Origin of the sequence: Candidatus Methanosphaera massiliense, assembly GCF_028890305.1 — an archaeon.
Lineage (GTDB): Archaea > Methanobacteriota > Methanobacteria > Methanobacteriales > Methanobacteriaceae > Methanosphaera > Methanosphaera massiliense.
In genome coordinates this window covers 972501-990732 of the sequence record NZ_JARBXM010000001.1, presented here as the reverse complement: position 1 = coordinate 990732, position 18232 = coordinate 972501, and the positions used below count along the sequence as shown (strand labels likewise).

At 32.0% G+C, this 18232-nt stretch carries 14 protein-coding genes, 1 tRNA gene and 2 rRNA genes (1 of these 17 running past the window's edge); 9 read left to right on the top strand and 8 right to left on the bottom strand.

The annotated features are described in order from the left end of the window. Positions 1 to 29: 29 nt before the first annotated feature. Positions 30 to 2204 carry a DNA topoisomerase I gene (gene topA / locus OTK55_RS04760; protein ID WP_274870910.1) on the bottom strand — a complete coding sequence of 725 codons (2175 nt, stop codon included), beginning with the start codon at positions 2202 to 2204 and terminating at the stop codon, positions 30 to 32. A gap of 250 nt (positions 2205 to 2454) precedes the next feature. Here topA and OTK55_RS04755 point away from each other — a divergent pair, with 250 nt between their 5' ends. Further along, positions 2455 to 2976, top strand: coding sequence for a metallophosphoesterase (locus OTK55_RS04755; protein WP_274870908.1), 522 nt, complete (start codon positions 2455 to 2457; stop codon positions 2974 to 2976). An 18-nt stretch (positions 2977 to 2994) separates the two neighbouring features. Next, the gene (locus OTK55_RS04750) at positions 2995 to 3621 is read left to right on the top strand and encodes an RlmE family RNA methyltransferase (RefSeq protein ID WP_274871771.1); all 627 of its coding nucleotides are present in this window, start codon (positions 2995 to 2997) and stop codon (positions 3619 to 3621) included. A gap of 61 nt (positions 3622 to 3682) precedes the next feature. Here the strand turns inward: OTK55_RS04750 and OTK55_RS04745 are convergent, their stop codons facing one another. After that, positions 3683 to 4117 carry a hypothetical protein gene (locus OTK55_RS04745; protein WP_274870907.1) on the bottom strand — a complete coding sequence of 145 codons (435 nt, stop codon included), beginning with the start codon at positions 4115 to 4117 and terminating at the stop codon, positions 3683 to 3685. A 229-nt stretch (positions 4118 to 4346) separates the two neighbouring features. Between OTK55_RS04745 and OTK55_RS04740 the strand changes: the two genes are divergently transcribed. From OTK55_RS04740 to OTK55_RS04720, 5 genes are all read left to right on the top strand, one after another. Then, entirely contained in the window at positions 4347 to 6359 is a 2013-nt protein-coding gene (locus tag OTK55_RS04740) for a minichromosome maintenance protein MCM (protein ID WP_274870906.1), read from the top strand. A gap of 145 nt (positions 6360 to 6504) precedes the next feature. Then, entirely contained in the window at positions 6505 to 6951 is a 447-nt protein-coding gene (locus OTK55_RS04735) for a translation initiation factor IF-2 subunit beta (RefSeq protein WP_274870905.1), read from the top strand. Between the two features lie 137 nt (positions 6952 to 7088). After that, a complete protein-coding gene (locus OTK55_RS04730) occupies positions 7089 to 8129 on the top strand; it encodes a 60S ribosomal export protein NMD3 (protein WP_274870904.1) in 1041 nt (346 codons plus the stop codon). A gap of 68 nt (positions 8130 to 8197) precedes the next feature. Next, positions 8198 to 9154, top strand: a complete 957-nt coding sequence (locus OTK55_RS04725; protein WP_274870902.1) for a tyrosine--tRNA ligase — start codon at positions 8198 to 8200, stop codon at positions 9152 to 9154. A 42-nt stretch (positions 9155 to 9196) separates the two neighbouring features. Then, a complete protein-coding gene (locus OTK55_RS04720; protein ID WP_274870901.1) occupies positions 9197 to 9532 on the top strand; it encodes a hypothetical protein in 336 nt (111 codons plus the stop codon). A 29-nt stretch (positions 9533 to 9561) separates the two neighbouring features. Here OTK55_RS04720 and tmk read toward each other — a convergent pair whose 3' ends face one another. Beyond that, positions 9562 to 10143: a dTMP kinase gene (gene tmk / locus OTK55_RS04715; protein WP_274870900.1), complete on the bottom strand. Its 582-nt coding sequence runs from the start codon at positions 10141 to 10143 to the stop codon at positions 9562 to 9564. 118 nt (positions 10144 to 10261) lie between these two features. Here tmk and OTK55_RS04710 point away from each other — a divergent pair, with 118 nt between their 5' ends. Further along, positions 10262 to 12718, top strand: a complete 2457-nt coding sequence (locus OTK55_RS04710) for a U32 family peptidase (RefSeq protein ID WP_274870899.1) — start codon at positions 10262 to 10264, stop codon at positions 12716 to 12718. A 79-nt stretch (positions 12719 to 12797) separates the two neighbouring features. On the opposite strand, the gene OTK55_RS04705 is transcribed toward OTK55_RS04710, so the two are convergent. Further along, positions 12798 to 13604 carry a sulfite exporter TauE/SafE family protein gene (locus tag OTK55_RS04705; protein ID WP_274870897.1) on the bottom strand — a complete coding sequence of 269 codons (807 nt, stop codon included), beginning with the start codon at positions 13602 to 13604 and terminating at the stop codon, positions 12798 to 12800. Positions 13605 to 13797: 193 nt separating this feature from the next. On the opposite strand from OTK55_RS04705, the gene OTK55_RS04700 reads away from it, so the two are divergent. Next, on the top strand, positions 13798 to 15747 hold the full coding sequence (locus OTK55_RS04700) for a MutS-related protein (RefSeq protein WP_274870896.1): 1950 nt from the start codon (positions 13798 to 13800) through the stop codon (positions 15745 to 15747). Between the two features lie 685 nt (positions 15748 to 16432). Here OTK55_RS04700 and OTK55_RS04695 read toward each other — a convergent pair. The 4 genes from OTK55_RS04695 to OTK55_RS04680 form a co-directional block, all read right to left on the bottom strand. Further along, the gene (locus OTK55_RS04695; protein WP_274870895.1) at positions 16433 to 16999 is read right to left on the bottom strand and encodes a sugar O-acetyltransferase; all 567 of its coding nucleotides are present in this window, start codon (positions 16997 to 16999) and stop codon (positions 16433 to 16435) included. 188 nt (positions 17000 to 17187) lie between these two features. Beyond that, a tRNA-Phe gene (locus OTK55_RS04690) sits at positions 17188 to 17260 on the bottom strand. A 67-nt stretch (positions 17261 to 17327) separates the two neighbouring features. After that, positions 17328 to 17449: ribosomal RNA gene (rrf, locus tag OTK55_RS04685) — 5S ribosomal RNA — on the bottom strand. Positions 17450 to 17730: 281 nt separating this feature from the next. Continuing rightward, positions 17731 to 18232, bottom strand: a 23S ribosomal RNA gene (locus tag OTK55_RS04680) (it continues 2521 nt past the right edge of the window).

Sequence of the window (18232 nt, the reverse complement as noted above, 5' to 3'; positions counted from 1 at the left end):
GGGGTTGGATGTTAGGTAATTTACAGGGCCTATTTAGCCTCTGTTTTTTCAGTATCTGTTTGTGCTTTTTCAAAGTCAGCTATTGATGATGTGAATCTGCATTTTGGGAAACCTGTACATCCGATAAATTCGCCATATCTTCCCATTCTTTTTATGAGATCATTACCACATTCTGGGCATTTACCTACAATGTCATTACTAGATTTTTTACCACCATTAGCACATTCAAAGTCGAGACATGCCCTTTGTCTTGGTTTTCCGTAGGATATTAATGGAAGTCCACATTTTTCACATTTTGTTTTAAGTACATTAGCTCCTGCTGGTAAAGAATATGTTTTCTTACATTTTGGATAATTAGAGCATCCTACAAATTTTCCGCCTCTTGGTGATGAGATTATAATTAGGTTTCCGCCACAGCTACACTCTCCGACTATACGGCTTTGTTCATAAGCACCATATAATTCTTTACCGATATTTTCCTTATTTTCATCTACTTTGTCAAGAATACCTGTTAATTCTGATTTTGCATCATCAATTACATCTTGTTCTGTTAATTCATTTTTCTTAATTTTGTCTAAATCAATCTCAAATTCACGGGTCATTTGTTCACTAGTTATTCTTTCAGAGTATTTTTCTAGTGTATCAATTATTTGTTCGCCTAGTTGACTGACTTCTATCTTTTTACCTTCAACATATTTTCTAGTGTATAATATTGATACTATGTTTGCTCTGGTTGACTTTGTTCCTAGACCACGTTTTTCTAGTTCTCTGATAATTGATGCTTGATTATATCTTGCTGGTGGTTTAGTTTCTTTTTCTTCACTTTTTACTTTTGCCTTTGTGGTTTCTCCTTCAGATATATCTGGGAATTCCTCATTTTTTACTTTCTTGTATTGGTATGGATCAAGACTTAACCATCCTTCCTTGGATATTCTTTGTCTTGAGAATGTGAATGGTTCTTCCCCTATATCCAGATCTACTTTTATTGATTCTAGTTCTGCTGGTTCTCCAAATAAGCTTATAAATCTGTATGTGATTAAGTCGTATATTTTCTGGTAATCTGCTGATATATCTTTTGGTAATGTTCCTGTTGGATGTATAGCAGGGTGTGCTTCATCTGTTTTTTTACCTTCATTTGGTTTTAATGGTTCTTTTAGTTGTGAAATTTTATCTTTGTATTTAGGGTTTTTTGCTAGTTGATTTAGTATGTTTGGTAGTCCTAGTGATTCCGGTAATTTCTGGGATGATGTTCTTGGATATGATGTGTATCCTTCCACATATAAGTTCTGTGCTATTTGCTGTGTTTTTCTTGGTGTGAATCCGAATTGTGCATATGCCTCTGATTGTAGTGTTCCTAGCTCGAATGGTACTGGTAATCCTTTTTTAGATTTTCTTGTGGTGATTTTTGTTACTTTTGCATCTTTTCCTTTGCAGTTTGCTAAGATTTTATCTACTTCTTTTTTATCGAAGATTTTACCTTTTTTATGGTCTGCTATTATTCTTTTCTGGATTTTTGCTTTTATTAGCCAGTATGGTTCTGGTACAAATTTCTGTATTTCTTTTTCTCTTTCTGTGAGTATTGCTAGTGTTGGTGTTTGTACTCTTCCTGCTGATAATTGTACATATCTCTTAGTTACTGCTAGTACTGAATCAGTCATTGCTTTTGATATGTTTACACCAAATAGGAAGTCTAGTACGTGTCTAGCTTCTCCACTATCTGCCCATTTTTCATCATTTTTCAGAGGATATGCCTCAGAGTATGATTTTATCAGGTCTTTTTTTGTTAGTGCAGAGAATTTCATTCTGAATGATTTATCAATACTGTCTTTACCACAAATATATCTTAAGGCATTGTATCCTATCAGTGTTCCTTCTGTATCATAATCGCATGCATGTATGAATCGGTCTGCATCTTTTGAAAATTTTTTTATAGTGTCTATGTAGTTTTTCACATATTTTTTTGATTTATCTGTTTCACTTAATGGTACCCATTCTACATCAAATAATCTTTTATCCTTTTTATTTGTTGCTTTTAGAGAAAACAAGTGTCCTACAGCGGATAGTACTGTTGTCTTTTCTCCATTATCTTTTACAATCTCATAATATGGTACTCTCTTGTAAGAATTTTTAACAGGTGAATCAGATAAAGCTTTTGCAACTTTCTCAGCTACCTTAGGCTTTTCACATATTATTAATTCATTCATATTATTTCTCAACCCCTATTTCTAGTATCATATCTCGTTTTTCTTGAATTACCCTTATATGAAACTAAGAATTATAAGTATATGTTAAATCTTTTCTATTATATAAAATGATATTTCACTAGTTATATATAATTTAGTTGATTTTCATAAAGTTGATAATTAAGAATAGTTAAATATTTTATTAGAATCAATAATATAAAAATTGGATTGTATAATAGACTATTTAAAAATAAATTGTTAGGAGATATTTATGCTAATAGGCGTTATATCAGATACACATATACCTGTCAGGTCTTCAAAAATTCCTGAAAAGGTATTTGATGTATTTAAAAATGTAGATATGATATTACATGCAGGTGACATCGAATCACTAGATGTTATCAAATCATTAGAAGAAATTGCACCAGTTACAGCAGTATATGGTAATTGTGACCCTAATTTAGGACTTAATGAAAGAGAAGTAATAGAAATAGAAAATGTCAGAATTGGATTAGCTCATGGAGTTGTATATCCTAAGGGTGATACTCAACAATTATATTATATTGCTAAGGAATTAGATGTTGATATCCTAATTACTGGTCATACACATCAGGCAATGATTGAAAAAATGGATGATGTATTATTATTAAATCCTGGAAGTCCTACACAGCCACGTTTAACTGATCCTACTGTAATGTTACTAAAAATTGAGGGGTCAGATGTTGAAGCAGAGATTGTGAAAATTGGGAAACCCACCTGTAAGGCTTTAGATTTCACACAATTTAATCACTAAAATTAATGGAGAATGATTATTATGAGTCGTTGGAAAGCAAAACATGATAAAGAACACTACTATAAATTAGCAAAGAAGCAGAATTATCGTTCAAGAGCTTCTTATAAACTTAAACAGTTAGATAAGAAATATAAATTATTAAAACCTGACTATAATGTAGTGGATTTAGGTGCTGCTCCTGGTGGATGGAGTCAAGTTGTAGCTGAGGTTATTGGAGAAGAAGGCAAGGGTCAAATTATTAGTGTAGACCTTGAATATATTAAACCAATAGACCATGAAGCATATACTGGAGTAAAAGGAGATTTCACAACACCTGAAATACAGGAAATGATTATGGAAATCATTGATGGTAAAGCAGATGTAATATTATCTGATGCTTCACCAAAACTAACAGGAATTAAGGATATTGATAATTTCAGAGCATATGACCTTGCAATGGCTGTGATTAAAATTAGTAATAATATACTTAAAAATAACGGTAATCTTATTATGAAAGCATTCCAAGGAGAAGCATATCAGGACTTAATAAAGACATTAAAAAAGCAGTTTAAAACTGTTAAAACAACAAAGCCAAATTCTTCTAGAAAACGTAGTGCTGAAATGTATGTTATTGCTCGTGGATTTAAAGGTAGTAACAAAAACTAGTTTTTAAAATAAAATAAATAATAAAAAAAAGATTTTTTTGATAAGGGAAAATATAATATAACTACCTATTAGCAGTTATATTATTATAAATTCCCTCTGCTTCATGAAGCTCGTTTCTTGCCTGATTCAACTCATTATTGACCTTATCATCAGGTTCACCAGCTTCAATATCACTCTGTGCTGAACCTAATGTCGAATTAACCTCAGATAATTTTAATTTACCATTATTAAATGTTGATTTGACATTAGCATCAGGAGTTGTACCTAACTGTTCATCTAATTTAGAGTATTGCTGTGAAACATTAGCATATTCTGATTTTAACTGAGTTAAATTATCATATGATGAACCAGTGCTAACAGTATTTGAAACAGAATTTGTTAAATCTGAAACAAGTACGTAACCAGCTACCACCACTGTTAATAAAATCAGAATAACTCCAATTAAAGAAATCGTTAAAGAGGTAGTTTTGAATAATTTTAACCTTGATCGTTTCATGTGAATCCTCTGATAAAAAAATTTTACCCGCTATAAGTATTCTATAATATTATAATATACTTATATATCTTATACTATTTTTCTAATTCAGACTATTAATATTTATATCATATTTAATTTAAAAAAATCAATATCCCTTTGAATATCATTAAATTTCATATATAATATTATATCATGAAAAATATTCTGACCAATATATAAAAAACATGAAATTTATAAAGTATATCATATGACACCGATAGCAGAAAATAGTAGAAATTCATCTGCATCATCAACAGTAAAACTGGAAGAATTCTTCAGTACTCGTTGTAAAGATGAAGTATTTGCTGTGCTAGACAAATATCCAGAGGAAAAATCAGTAGTTGTCGATTACAACGAACTTGAAATGTTCGACCCGGACAGTGCTGATTTATTAATAGAAAAACCTACGGAAACACTCGAAGCAGCTAGTAAATCTATTGTAAACATAGACCCACAACGAAAAAACGCACAACTAAATGTAAGATTTAAAAATGTGCGTAACAATGTACCATTACGATATCTACGTAGTGAATACATAGGAAAATTCATTACAGTAGATGGTATAGTACGTAAAACTGATGAAATACATCCACGAATAATGACTGCTGTTTTTGAATGTAGAAGTTGTATGAGAATACATGAAGTAGAACAAAAAACCAATATTATCCATGAACCCGCAGTCTGTCAGGAATGTGGTGGACGATCATTCAAACTAATACAAGATGAATCCAGATACATGGATACTCAGACCGTAAAACTACAAGAACCTCTTGAAAACTTATCAGGTGGAGACCAGCCAAGACAAATAAACATCATATTAGAAGATGACATGGTCGACACACTAGCTCCTGGAGACAAAGTCAGAGTAACAGGAATCTTAAAAACTGCACGTGACGAAAGAACTAAGAGATTTAATAATTACATCTATGGTAATTATATTGAACCATTAGAACAGGAATTCGAGGAGCTACATATTGACGAAGAAGACGAGGAAGAAATACTTAAACTAGCAAAATCTCCAGACATATACGAGAAAATTATTGATTCAACTGCACCATCCATTCAGGGATACTATGAAGTAAAAGAAGCTATAGCATTCCAATTATTTGGTGGTACTGCAAAAGAATTAGAAGATAAAACACGTATAAGAGGAGATATGCATATACTAATTGTTGGAGATCCAGGTATTGGTAAGTCTCAGATACTAAAATATGTATCTAAACTTGCACCTCGTGGTATATACACTAGTGGTAAAGGTACTAGTGGTGTAGGACTTACCGCAGCAGCAGTACGTGACGACCTAGGAGGATGGAGCCTGGAAGCAGGTGCACTTGTACTGGGAGATAAAGGTAATGTATGTGTAGACGAATTAGATAAAATGCGTGAAGAGGACCGTTCAGCAATACACGAAGCTCTAGAACAACAGACAATATCTATTGCTAAAGCAGGAATCATGGCTACACTTAACAGTCGTTGTAGTGTATTAGCTGCAGCAAACCCTAAATTTGGTAGATTTGACCGATATAAATCTGTAGCAGAACAAATAGACCTACCATCACCTATCCTATCACGTTTCGACTTAATATTCATTATTGAAGATAAACCTAATGCTGAAAGAGACCATAAACTAGCAGGACACATTCTAAAGATACACCAGGAAAACACTGTTCCATATGCAATAGAACCTGAATTACTACGTAAATACATTGCATATGCTCGTAGAAATGTACATCCAACACTAACTAATGAAGCAGCAAAAGTATTACAGGACTTCTATGTAACCATGCGTAGTGGAGCAATAGATGAAGATGCACCAGTACCAATTACAGCTCGTCAGCTAGAAGCACTTGTACGTTTATCAGAGGCCAGTGCACGTATACGATTAAGTAATGAAGTATTAAAAGAGGATGCTGAAAGAGCAATTAAACTACAAGAAGATTGTATGAAACAGGTAGGTTATGATCCAGATACTGGTAAAGTAGACATAGATAAAGTTGAAGGAAGAACATCACACTCTGAAAGAGATAAAATTAACATAATAACAGAAGTTATTAGAGATTTAAGTGATGAGTATGAGGGTAATGCTCCTAAAAACATTGTATATGCCGAACTATCTGATAAATATAATATTGGTGAAATTAAGGCTGATGAAATAATAAATATGCTCAAGAGTAAAGGAGTAATTTATGAACCTACATCTGACCACTATAAAATAGCTTAAAAAAAATTGTAAAAATTAATTAATAAGGTTTTATAAATATTATATTATACTGTATAATTAAATAATAAAAAAATAAATTATTCATGATGATGTAGTTTTATAACATTAATTTAAGGATACAAGATTAAAAGGAGGGTAGTCTTAGATGGCTAAAAAAGGTAACAATAAGAAAACTGACCCAGAATTTAGGGAATATGAAGAATTATTAGACAAAGCATATGAACAATTACCAGATAAAATATTTGAAGCAAAAAGATTCAAAGTACCTAAAGGATACTCTGTTATTCAGGGAAACCGTACCATTATCAAAAACTTCGGTGATGTTTCAAGAACATTAAACAGAGACCCACAGCATGTACTTAAATACTTATTAAGAGAATTAGGTACATCTGGTAATGTAGAAGGAAACCGTGCAATACTCCAGGGTAAATTTACACACTACGTAATCAATGATCGTATAAAAGAATATGTTGACGACTTTGTAATGTGTCATGAATGTAACAGACCTGATACTGTTATCATACGTGAAGACCGTGTTGACATATTAAAATGTAGTGCATGTGGAGCTAGAGCACCACTCAAATCATTATAATCTAGATGTAATATCATCTATATTATACTATTTTTTTTTTATTTTACAATTATTAACCCAGAGAAGAGAAAGAACTAACTTATTATAATAATATTAAATTTTTAGAAAGAAAAATAATTAATTCAACAAGTGATTAAATGTTTTGTATATTATGTAACAGTGAAGAGAAATTATATGACGGATTATGTAAAAGCTGTTATCTGAAAGAATTCAAACTAGTGGAACTACCAGAATATACTACATTTACTGTATGTTCACATTGTGGTGCGACATTTAAGAATAATAAATGGATTCAGGCAGGATATTATGATGATGAAATAATTAATGATGCTATCCAGAAAGATATTACAATAAATGATAAGCTAGAAAATGTTGAAATGTTCACAGAAATAACCAATAACAGGGGAACAGTATATGAATGTGTACTCCATGTATCAGGAGATATACTGGATACCAGAATAGAAAAGGAATACCCAATAGAAGTGAAGGTGGAACGTGGAGTATGTCCTGATTGCAGTAAATTTTATTCTGGTTATTATGAGGCAGTAATCCAATTACGAGCAGATGATAGAAAACTAGAGGATACTGAAATAAATGATGCTGATAAATTCATATCAAGTGAAATACAGAGAATTTGTAAAACAAATAAATTAGCATATGTAACAGAAAGAATTGTGCTAAAAGAGGGTGTGGATTATCATATTGGATCATATAATGCTGCTCATAAGATAGCTGTAAACATGCAAAAACAGTATGGCGGATTAATAACAGAATCCAGAAAACTTGTAGGTCATGATAAAAGTAAAAGCAGAGACCTATACAGGTCATGGATATCTGTAAGATTACCATCATTCCATAGGGATGACTTCATAGAATATAAAGATAAAATTATTAAGATAGAGAAAATTGGAAGTCATAAATTCTCTGGTACAAACCTGGACAATGGTAAAACAGAATCATTAACATGGAAGGAATATGATAATGTTAACAAAGTGGCTACTATGGATGATTTAAGACTGACAACCATAACTAATATCACACCAACTGAGATACAGGTACTTGACCCTGACACGTATATGACTGTGGATTTACAGAAAACAGATAACATGAATAATCTTGAAATTGGTCAGGAAATAAACGTCATAAAAATAAAGAATAAAACATATATAGTAATATAATATATCATAAAAAAAAAGAATTATATCAAATTATGATTTTACTAACAGGAATATTTGGAGGAGAGTTAATGGATATAGACGCAACTATTGCAAAGATTACAGAAAACACTGCAGAAGTAATTGAAGTAGAAGAATTAAAGGAAGTACTTCAAAAAGATGAGAAAATAGCATATGTGGGCTTTGAACCATCAGGTAAAATACATCTAGGACATGCTTTAACAATAAAAAGAATGAAAGCATTACAGGATGCAGGATTTAAGATAAAAATATTCGTAGCAAACCTACACGCATACCTTAATGGTAAAGGTACATTAAAAGAATTACAAAAAACAGCTGATTATAATATTAAATGTTTCAAAGCACTAGGATTAAGTGATGATACAGAATTTATCATGGGATCAGACCGTATAACCATGGAATACATGGAGAAAGTATTCAAAGCAGCAACACTAACAACTATACAAAGATCACAGAGAAGTATGGCTCAGGTATCACGTGGTGAAACACATAACGTTGCTGAATCATTATATCCTATAATGCAGGTAATAGATATGGATGATTTAAATGTTGATGTAGCTGTAGGTGGAATGGAACAGAGAAAAATACACATGTTAGCACGTGAAATTCTTCCAAAACTAGGATATAAAGCACCTGTATGTATTCATATACCCTTAATTCATGGAACAGATGGGTCAGATAAAATGTCCAGTAGTAAAGGAAACTTCATAGCAATTGATGATTCTCCTAAAGATATAAAGAATAAGATTAATAAGAGTTTCTGTCCTACAGGAGTAGTTGAAGATAACCCTGTTCTTGAAATGGCTCATTACTACATATTTGATGAACATGAAAAGATGTTAATTGAAAGACCAGAGAAATTTGGTGGAAATCTTGAATTAACAGAGGAAGAATTACTAGATGTTTATAGTAATGAGAATTTACATCCAATGGACTTAAAAAATTCAGTTAGTAAATATTTAATAGAGAAATTTGCTCCTGCACGTGAATACATGGAAACACACTAAAACTTATAAAAGAGAATTAGATTTTTTTGGAAGTGATTATATATGTGTGCTAAACATACAATGAGAGTTTTATCTGGAATGCAGCCAAGACAAGTTGATGATATGATAACAGAGTATCATCTTAACATGCTCCAGACTGATAAGGGTCTATTATTATTTGAGGGTGAACTTGAGGATTTACGTCGTGCTTCTAAGCATGTTGTTGATGTTACCCTGCCACCAGGCCCTACTGTTAGTGAAATCAAGGAGACTGTTGACAAGTTTAACATAGAACTTAAACAATCAGATGATGGTCCACAATTCCATGGAACATTATATGATATTAATGATGCTGTTAATTATCTTGTTGATTTAATGAAGGAACGTCTAGATTTCTAGATTTATCCTTCACTAACCACCAATCTATTTTATAGTAGTTTTTCTTTTATTTTTTCTTGTATAGCTTTTTGTACTTCTTCTAGTGATGGTGCTGCATCTATCATGATAATATTATCTTCTGTTGTAAGTAGTTTCTGATAGTTTTTTCTTGTTGTTGTCAGAAAAGATAGTTCTTCAAATACTTCTTCCCTGTCACAGCGTTTAAGTGCCTCTTTTTCATCAAGGTCTAATATTATTGTTAAATCTGGTTTTGGTGTATATTTATTTATAAGGTAAACCCATTCCGGTTCTATTGACTGATTATTTTGGTAGCATATGCTTGAATAGAATGATCTGTCACTTAAGATTATCTTTTCTGTTGACTTGGATTCAAGTATTTCCTGTTTTAGTGTTAAACGGTCTGCTGCAAATAGTAGTGCTAACATTTGCTGATTTATATCCTCTGTTGATTCGGGTTTTTTTAATTCATTTCTTATTAACCGGCCAATACTTGAATCTGTTGGTTCTACTATTGTTTTTGTATTATATCCCTGTTTTTCTAGCCATTGTCTTAGCAGCTCTGTCTGTGTTGATTTTCCTGCTCCATCTATTCCTTCTAGAACTATGTACATATTATCATGCTCACCCATTATCTTTTTATGTTTATATTTATAGTATCTTATTCTATTAATAATGATTAAGTTAAGATATAATATTAATGATTTTTTATTTAGAGGAGGAATAACTGGTTTGAATAGTAGTAGTAATAATTGTAAGATTCTTGCACCTGTAGGTTCTAAGGATGTTTTACCTGCAGCTGTGTATAGTGGTGCTGATTATGTTTACCTGTCTGGTACACGTTATGGTGCCCGTGATTTTGCAGATAATTTTGATTATGATGGTATTGTTAATGCTATTAACTTCTGTCATAAATATAATGTTAAGGTGTTTGTAACTGTTAATATTTCCATTCTTGAATCTGAAATGGATGATGTTATTGATTACGTGTTTTTCCTGTACAGTCATGGTGCTGATGCTGTGATTGTCCAGGATATTGGTCTTGCATCAGTTATTAGCAAGTTAATTCCTGACTTGGAGTTACATGCTTCTACTCAGATGACTATTTATGATTATTCATTTACCCGATGGCTGAGTATGAACGGATACAGTAATGCCAATATTTCAAGGGAAGTTCCATTAACTCATATCAAGTCTATTATTGACAGGTTACATGAGTATCATCATAGTATCAGTATTGAAGTATTTGGTCATGGTGCTTTATGTTATTGTTATTCTGGTCAGTGTCTTATGTCTTCATTTCTAGGTGGCCGTAGTGGTAATCGCGGTTTATGTGCTCAGCCTTGCCGTATGCGTTACAGGTTAGAGGATGATTATTATACTCATCTTAGTGACAGTAATTACCTGTTAAGCACTAAGGATCTATGTACTTATAAGAATGTTAAGGATATAGTGGATGCCGGCGTGGATTGTATTAAGATTGAAGGCCGGATGAAATCCAGAGAATATGTCAGCAGCAGCACTTATGCATATATGAATGCTGTTAATGGCAATGCTAGTGACAAGGATTTTCTACTGCTTAATCTTGCATTTAATAGGGGTTTAACTGAAGGTTATATTTCTGGATGTCAGCCTGATGATGTTGTTGGCAGACAACGTTCCGGTAATCAGGGTTATCCTATTGGCCGTGTAATTAAGGTTAATGGTGATAGTATAACTATTAAGTTTGGTAATCGTCGTTATCCTACCCGTATTGTTAATGGTGACGGTCTTAAGTTTGAATTGGATGGTGAAAGCTGTGGCATGTATGTAAGTAAGATTCTTTCACAGTCAAAGAATAAGATTACTATCAGGGCTAATAAGAATATTCATGTTGATGAGGATGCCATGGTCTATATCACATATTCAAAATATTTACGTGACACTACTAACAGGATAATTCATGAAAAACATGTTCATAAAATAGGTCTTGACCTTGAAATCTCTGTTAATAATGAGATGCATCTTGTAGTTAATTGTATTAGTGACATGCTCAGAAAACCAGTGAATTATACAAGTAAAGAAACATTTGAAAAAGCAACAAAGAAGCCAGTGACAAAGGAAAACTTAAACAAACAACTAAGAAAAACAGGAAACACCAACTATACAATAAATAATATAACATATACTAACTTTAGAGAAGACCTGTTCATGCCAATATCAGCAATAAACAACATACGAAGAGAACTATTACAAACAGTGGAGAAGATAATACAGAAAACATACACTCCCAACAAAAATAAGATAGAAGCAACAAGACAAAATATAGAATCATTCAAAGAAAATCACTACACTACCAGGACAAGAAACACGAGTGATAAAACATGGAATATCTACATAGACGATACCAGTATGGCTGAAATCATAGAAGATTATGATTATATTGACACAATATACTATGATGCAAGTTTTAAGTATAAATCAATTGATGAATACTGTAAAAATATATATGATGACATAGTAGAGTTATCTTCTAAGACTTCAAAGAACATAGTGCTAGTTCTACCACAGCTACTGCTAGACAAGGACATACCTCACATTGCAGAGATTATGCTAAAACTGGAAATAGAGGATGTTAATATCAGTGTGCAGACTGATAATATTGGTGTTGCTTCAATGTTAAACGGCACAGTATACGGAAATAATTTAAACATTTATAATAATTATTCTATTAAAAAGTTAGGAGAAGATCCCGGATTTAAGAGATTGGTTGTTTCAAATGAATTATCAGTTAGTGATGTGGAATTATTATCTTCAGATAGAACTGAGCTTGAATACTTTGTATTTGGAAATGTTCAGTTAATGCTTAGTGAGGATAACTTTGAAAAACTCATAAGGGATGATGCAAGCAAGTATTATTACTTAATTGATAAAAGAGATAACCGGTTCAGACTAGTGATGGATTGCTATAATCATAGTCACATCTATGACTACAGGATACTTAACATAGGTGAACTTACTAGAAAACTAGATAGCACGGGTGTTCAATGTCTCAGTATAGATGCACGATTCTTTAATAATAAGGATATCTTGAATATACTTAACTATTATGATAAAATTAGAAATAATGAATTTGCAGAACTAGAATTAAGTGAAGACCGTGAATATTATACAGGTAACTTCACAAGAGGAGTTTATAAAAAAGATTAAATTGAAGATGTATTTTATAATTAAATACATTCACCACTGATTTCTCCTCACCCAATCTCTTTTTTACTTAAATTTTTTTTTATATTATTCCAAGCATTTTAACTCCAATATATACTACAAGAACTATGTGCATTGCCTTTAGTATACGTGGATCTATTTTCTTTGACCAGTTAGCAGCATATCCTGCAATAATAGTACTTGTGATTGTTAAGAATACGAATTGTATAAGGTTAACATATCCAAGTGAATATGCAGGCAAGCCTGGAACATTCCATCCTAGTATGATGTATGCTATTAATCCACCAAGACTAGTTGTGATAATTGATGCAGAACTGGTACCGATTGCCTTATGTGTAGGATATTTTAATACTATGGTTAATATTGGAATCATGATAATTCCGCCACCGACACCAAGTAATCCGCAGAGTAATCCTGCAACTAGACCAAGAAGTCCGTGTGCTAACTTACTTGTACTGATATTATCATCATTATCAGGATACTTGATCAGAATCATGTTGATAGCAGCGATGATACACATTAATCCAAATAGTATCTCCAGTATTCTGACATTAATATGAGTAGAAATAAATGCACCACAAATTGCACCAATGAATCCTAGGACCATTATGATTTTTATAAATCTTGTTTCTACAAAACCATTCCTGTAGTGCTCCCGGGAACTTCTAAGCATAGTTACAAATATTACTGCAAGACTTGTTGCAAATGATACTGGCAGAGCAGTGCTTGCATCCACACCCATAGATAACAGTAGGAAGTACTGTATAGGTGTAAGAATTATACCACCGCCAATACCTAGAAGACCAGCCATAAGACCCCCGAAGCATCCTCCAATTAATAATAAAATAATATAAATAATAAAATCCAAAATAACAATTCCTAATTACTTATTCATATTAATTATTACTAATATCATAAATTCTCTAATACAATATGGAAAAAATTCATATAAAAATTTATGATAGTAACAACTAACATAACAATAATAGATATCTTTTTAATAATTAATAATATATTATACTCCAGTCATGTGCTGCTAAAAGAGTATTAATATAATAAACATGGAATATGAGGGGGGATTATTCATAGAACAGATAGATGAAATAAAAGGTATAGGCAGTAAGATAATCAACAAGATAATACAAACCTACGGCTCATATGACAACTTCATAGAATCAATAAAAAATTATGATATTGACAAGTTAATGAGTATATCAGGACTTAGTCAGAAGAAAGCATTAGAAATAGTAAGATATATTCATGGATACAGGGAAGATGAATTTCTAAAAACAGAACAGTCACAGAACCTATATAATGATATAATAAAAAGAATACTTGAATTTGCAAATACTGATTATGCCAGAAACAGAGTACTGCTTCTAACACCAACAACTGATTACAATAAGATAAAACAGACAAACCAACTGATACAGGACACACTAGACCATACACAGGAATTAGACTACCATTATATACGTGCATTATATGAAAAAATACATCCGCTAAACAAGAATATAAGACCAAAATTCCATGATGAATACGCAATAGTATGTGAAGACTATGATGATTATCTGTCATTGATAAAAAAGGGATTTGACAGATACACAAACATATACCCATTGAAAGATAATGTGAATTTCAATGAATATGAATTCATAGTATACTTATACAACGACTTCAACATGGACCCTGGGGATGCGACAAATATTGTAACCATAAGCAATAGCAGTCCAGACCATGAAATACAACCGAACATACTACTAGAATACTTCAAACAAAACAGAGACACACTAGAAAATGTATGCCAGCTAAGACAATACCTCGGACTAGAAACATGCATCGACGAAGTACTGGATGTTCTAGACAACATAAAAATAGAAAACAAGAACAAAATAGCACTAGATGAAACAATAGAAGAAATCAAAGACCATGCAAATGACACAATAAACCAGCAGATAAAAAATATAGAACTAGAAGGAGATGAAGTGCTACAACTACTAAACCATGACGGAAACCTACCACCAAAAATAATGACCATATTCAATGACGTACTAGACGAGGCAAGAGAAAAACTAGGAAACAAGACAGGATTACTATTTGATCCATTCATAATTAAATATCCCCTAGAAATAGATTACAATGAAGTAAGAAGAATACAGGAAAAAACAATAGCAAACATCCATCTAAAAGAATACGAACAAGAACTGACAGCATGTAACATCCTAGAAAAATATGAAAAACAAATCGAAGACGAAACAATAGAACTAATACACTACGACTACCAATTCACACTAGCAAGCTTCACAAAATTCTACGACCTAACAATACCAGAAATAGGAGATGAATACAAACTAGAAGGAGCACTACACCTATCACTAAAACAACAAGAAAAAATAAACAACATCCCAATACAGAAAATAAACTACCACCTTGACAAAGACAATAACATAATACTGCTAACCGGTGCAAACAGTGGAGGAAAAACAACACTACTGGAAACACTAGGACAACATACCATCATGACACACATGGGACTAGGAGTATGCTCAGAAAAAGCAACAATACCCAAAACCAATGAAGTACACTACTTTACCAAAAAACACTCACTAAACGCCGGAGCATTCGAAACATTCCTAACATCATTCATACCCGTGACAATAGGAAAAGAAAAAAAACTAATACTAATCGATGAACTTGAATCAATAACAGAACTAGAAGCCGCAGTGAAAATAATCATAGGATTCATAGAACACATACAAGACGAGAACTCCTACGCAGTAATAGTAACACACATGGCACCGGAAATACTGAAAAGAACCGAAAATATAAAAATAAGAACCGATGGTATAGAAGCAAAAGGACTTGATAAAGAATACAATCTAATAGTAGATAGAAGTCCAAAAATAAATTACCTGGCAAACAGTACACCAGAACTAATACTTAAGAAAATATATGAAAAATCAGAAGAACCACTAAAAAGTGTATATAAAGACATATTAGATAAATTCTAGTACTAGAATTAACATCCACACCCCTCTACATATAACCTTTTTTTAAATAAGATTATTGCCTGTTTACTAACTCTCCAGATCACAGGTAGATTACCAACATTCCTCACCGAGCAACCCTCGTACCAGGCAGTTATTACATGAAAAAGAATCCATGAATAACATATACTATTCTATAAAACATACTAATTATAATTATAATAAATTATAATAAATAAAAAAAAGTATAAGAAACACGTCATGAAAATGAAAAATAATACAAAAATGGATAAAGATTAAAATAAAAAATAAATGAAAATATTATAATAAAACCATGAAAATATTATACAAAATAACAAAACAAGAAAAGATAATGAAAATAAGAAAATAAGACCCAATAACACAAAACAAGAACAAACAATATAAATGGTAGATGACAACACCCAAAAAAACCATGCAATATATAGACCAAGCCATATAAATAAAAAACCTATCCATAAAACAGAAAATAAAAGAATAACTACCCGGATAATAAAAGAAAAAAATAAAATAAGAATAATCCAAATCCTACTTCTAAAAAAAATAGAAAGATAAATAAACAAAAAAAGTATGAAATAAAATATCAAAAAATAGCAGATAACTATTAAGTGAATACTTAATAAAATACTATAAAATAAATTAACATCTGAATAAATAAAGGAAATCTATTTTATAAATCATTTTCAATAGATTTTATAACTCTTGCTGGAACACCCACAGCTAGTGAATTATCGGGAATATCCTTAGTTACTACTGCTCCTGCTCCAATAACTACATTATTACCAATTGTAACTCCAGGTAGTATAACCACATTAGCTCCAATCCATACATCATTACCAATATTAACAGGACTTGTTACTCCCATTTTTTCACGTCTTCCCTTTGGTGATAATGTATGACCTACAGTAGTTATAAGTACATTTGGTCCTATCATTACATTGTCTCCAATATGTACATCCACCATATCTAGAACAGTGAAGTTATAGTTTGCTAGAAAATGTGATCCTATATGAATATTCTTACCATTATCACAATTAAAATTAGTAACTATACACACATCTTCACCCATAGATCCAAGTATCTTCTTTAAACATTTTTCTCTTTTATCATAATCTGTTGGGTCTATACTATTAAATTTAGCACATTGTTTTATAGCATTATCTTTTATAGCAGCCACTTCAGGATCATCAAAACAGTAATCTAATCCCGCTTTTAATTTTTCTAATTCACTCATCATTAATATTAAACCTTCATGTATTTTAATTAATTAATATTATTTCTGAAAAGATATTAATATTTAAGTAAAATAGAATGTACCTAATAGAATGCACCTATAGAAAAAATAAGATAAAAAAACAAAATAATAAAAAAAGTGATTGAAAAGAATTCAATAAAATAATTAAAATCTAAAAATTAAACTAGTAATGCCGTGGGCCGGACTTGAACCAGCGACATCCAGATCTTCAGTCTGGCGTTCTCCCAACTGAACTACCACGGCATATTAAAATAAAAGTAACAATTAATAAGAAACAATAATTAAAATAAGCTTTTAAAAATAATTTAAAGGCCGGCAACTTTCTGAAATTCCCATAGACTTACCATCTATAGTACCAAACAAAACGTGGATAGACTTTATTACTGAGATCGAGACGAGATCAGATGTGACCCTATCGCTATGGTCGCCGTACCAATGAATACTATTATATATACAATTACTAGTATATATACTTTACTATCATCGATGCATATCCAAGTAAAAAATAGTATTATAATCCAAATACTGAATACACCTAACTAGAATAAGAAAAAGATTTCTTATAAATCACAAAAATTAATTTAAATCATGTAACAAGAACAAATTATCTAAATCAAATTTACTCATAAAACTACAAGAATCTGATCTGAACATTTATAAGCTATTTGTTAATGTTTAACTAATTGTTAATAAATCTTCTCTTTTTATATGAAATTATGTTAAAATCGGGCGTTGGAAAATGCGGACTTAACAACTCGAAGAAATATCTCGAAGCTTACATCCCAATCCCATCAAACAAGTCTTCTACTCATGCCCTAAAAAAGCTGCTTATTTTCACGGAATACCTCAGGCTTAGATGCTTTCAGCCTTTATTATCATAGTGCGTAGCTGCCCAGCTATGCCTTGTCAGACAACTGGTAGACCAGAGACACCGACGGCTCGTTCCTCTCGTACTGGAACCACCTTCCGCTCAAGCAACAAAACACTTCTATTAGATAGCAACCAACCTGTCTCACGACGGTCTAAACCCAGCTCACGTTCCCCTTTAATGGGCGAACAGCCCCACCCTTGGGTGCTGCTGCACACCCAGGATGGAAAGAACCGACATCGAAGTAGCAAGCCGCAGGGTCGATATGGGCTCTTGCCTGCGACCACCCAGTTATCCCCGAGGTAGTTTTTCTGTCATCTCAAGCCCCCATCGACGAGGACATTGAG

Bases quoted from the DNA above. Each gene is read 5' to 3' on its own strand.
- OTK55_RS04725 (WP_274870902.1), top strand. From the start codon at position 8,198: ATGGATATAGACGCAACTATTGCAAAGATTACAGAAAACACTGCAGAA.
- tmk (WP_274870900.1), bottom strand. From the start codon at position 10,143: ATGTACATAGTTCTAGAAGGAATAGATGGAGCAGGAAAATCAACACAG.
- topA (WP_274870910.1), bottom strand. From the start codon at position 2,204: ATGAATGAATTAATAATATGTGAAAAGCCTAAGGTAGCTGAGAAAGTT.
- OTK55_RS04700 (WP_274870896.1), top strand. From the start codon at position 13,798: ATGGAATATGAGGGGGGATTATTCATAGAACAGATAGATGAAATAAAA.
- OTK55_RS04720 (WP_274870901.1), top strand. From the start codon at position 9,197: ATGTGTGCTAAACATACAATGAGAGTTTTATCTGGAATGCAGCCAAGA.
- OTK55_RS04735 (WP_274870905.1), top strand. From the start codon at position 6,505: ATGGCTAAAAAAGGTAACAATAAGAAAACTGACCCAGAATTTAGGGAA.
- OTK55_RS04730 (WP_274870904.1), top strand. From the start codon at position 7,089: ATGTTTTGTATATTATGTAACAGTGAAGAGAAATTATATGACGGATTA.
- OTK55_RS04740 (WP_274870906.1), top strand. From the start codon at position 4,347: ATGACACCGATAGCAGAAAATAGTAGAAATTCATCTGCATCATCAACA.
- OTK55_RS04695 (WP_274870895.1), bottom strand. From the start codon at position 16,999: ATGATGAGTGAATTAGAAAAATTAAAAGCGGGATTAGATTACTGTTTT.
- OTK55_RS04755 (WP_274870908.1), top strand. From the start codon at position 2,455: ATGCTAATAGGCGTTATATCAGATACACATATACCTGTCAGGTCTTCA.
- OTK55_RS04745 (WP_274870907.1), bottom strand. From the start codon at position 4,117: ATGAAACGATCAAGGTTAAAATTATTCAAAACTACCTCTTTAACGATT.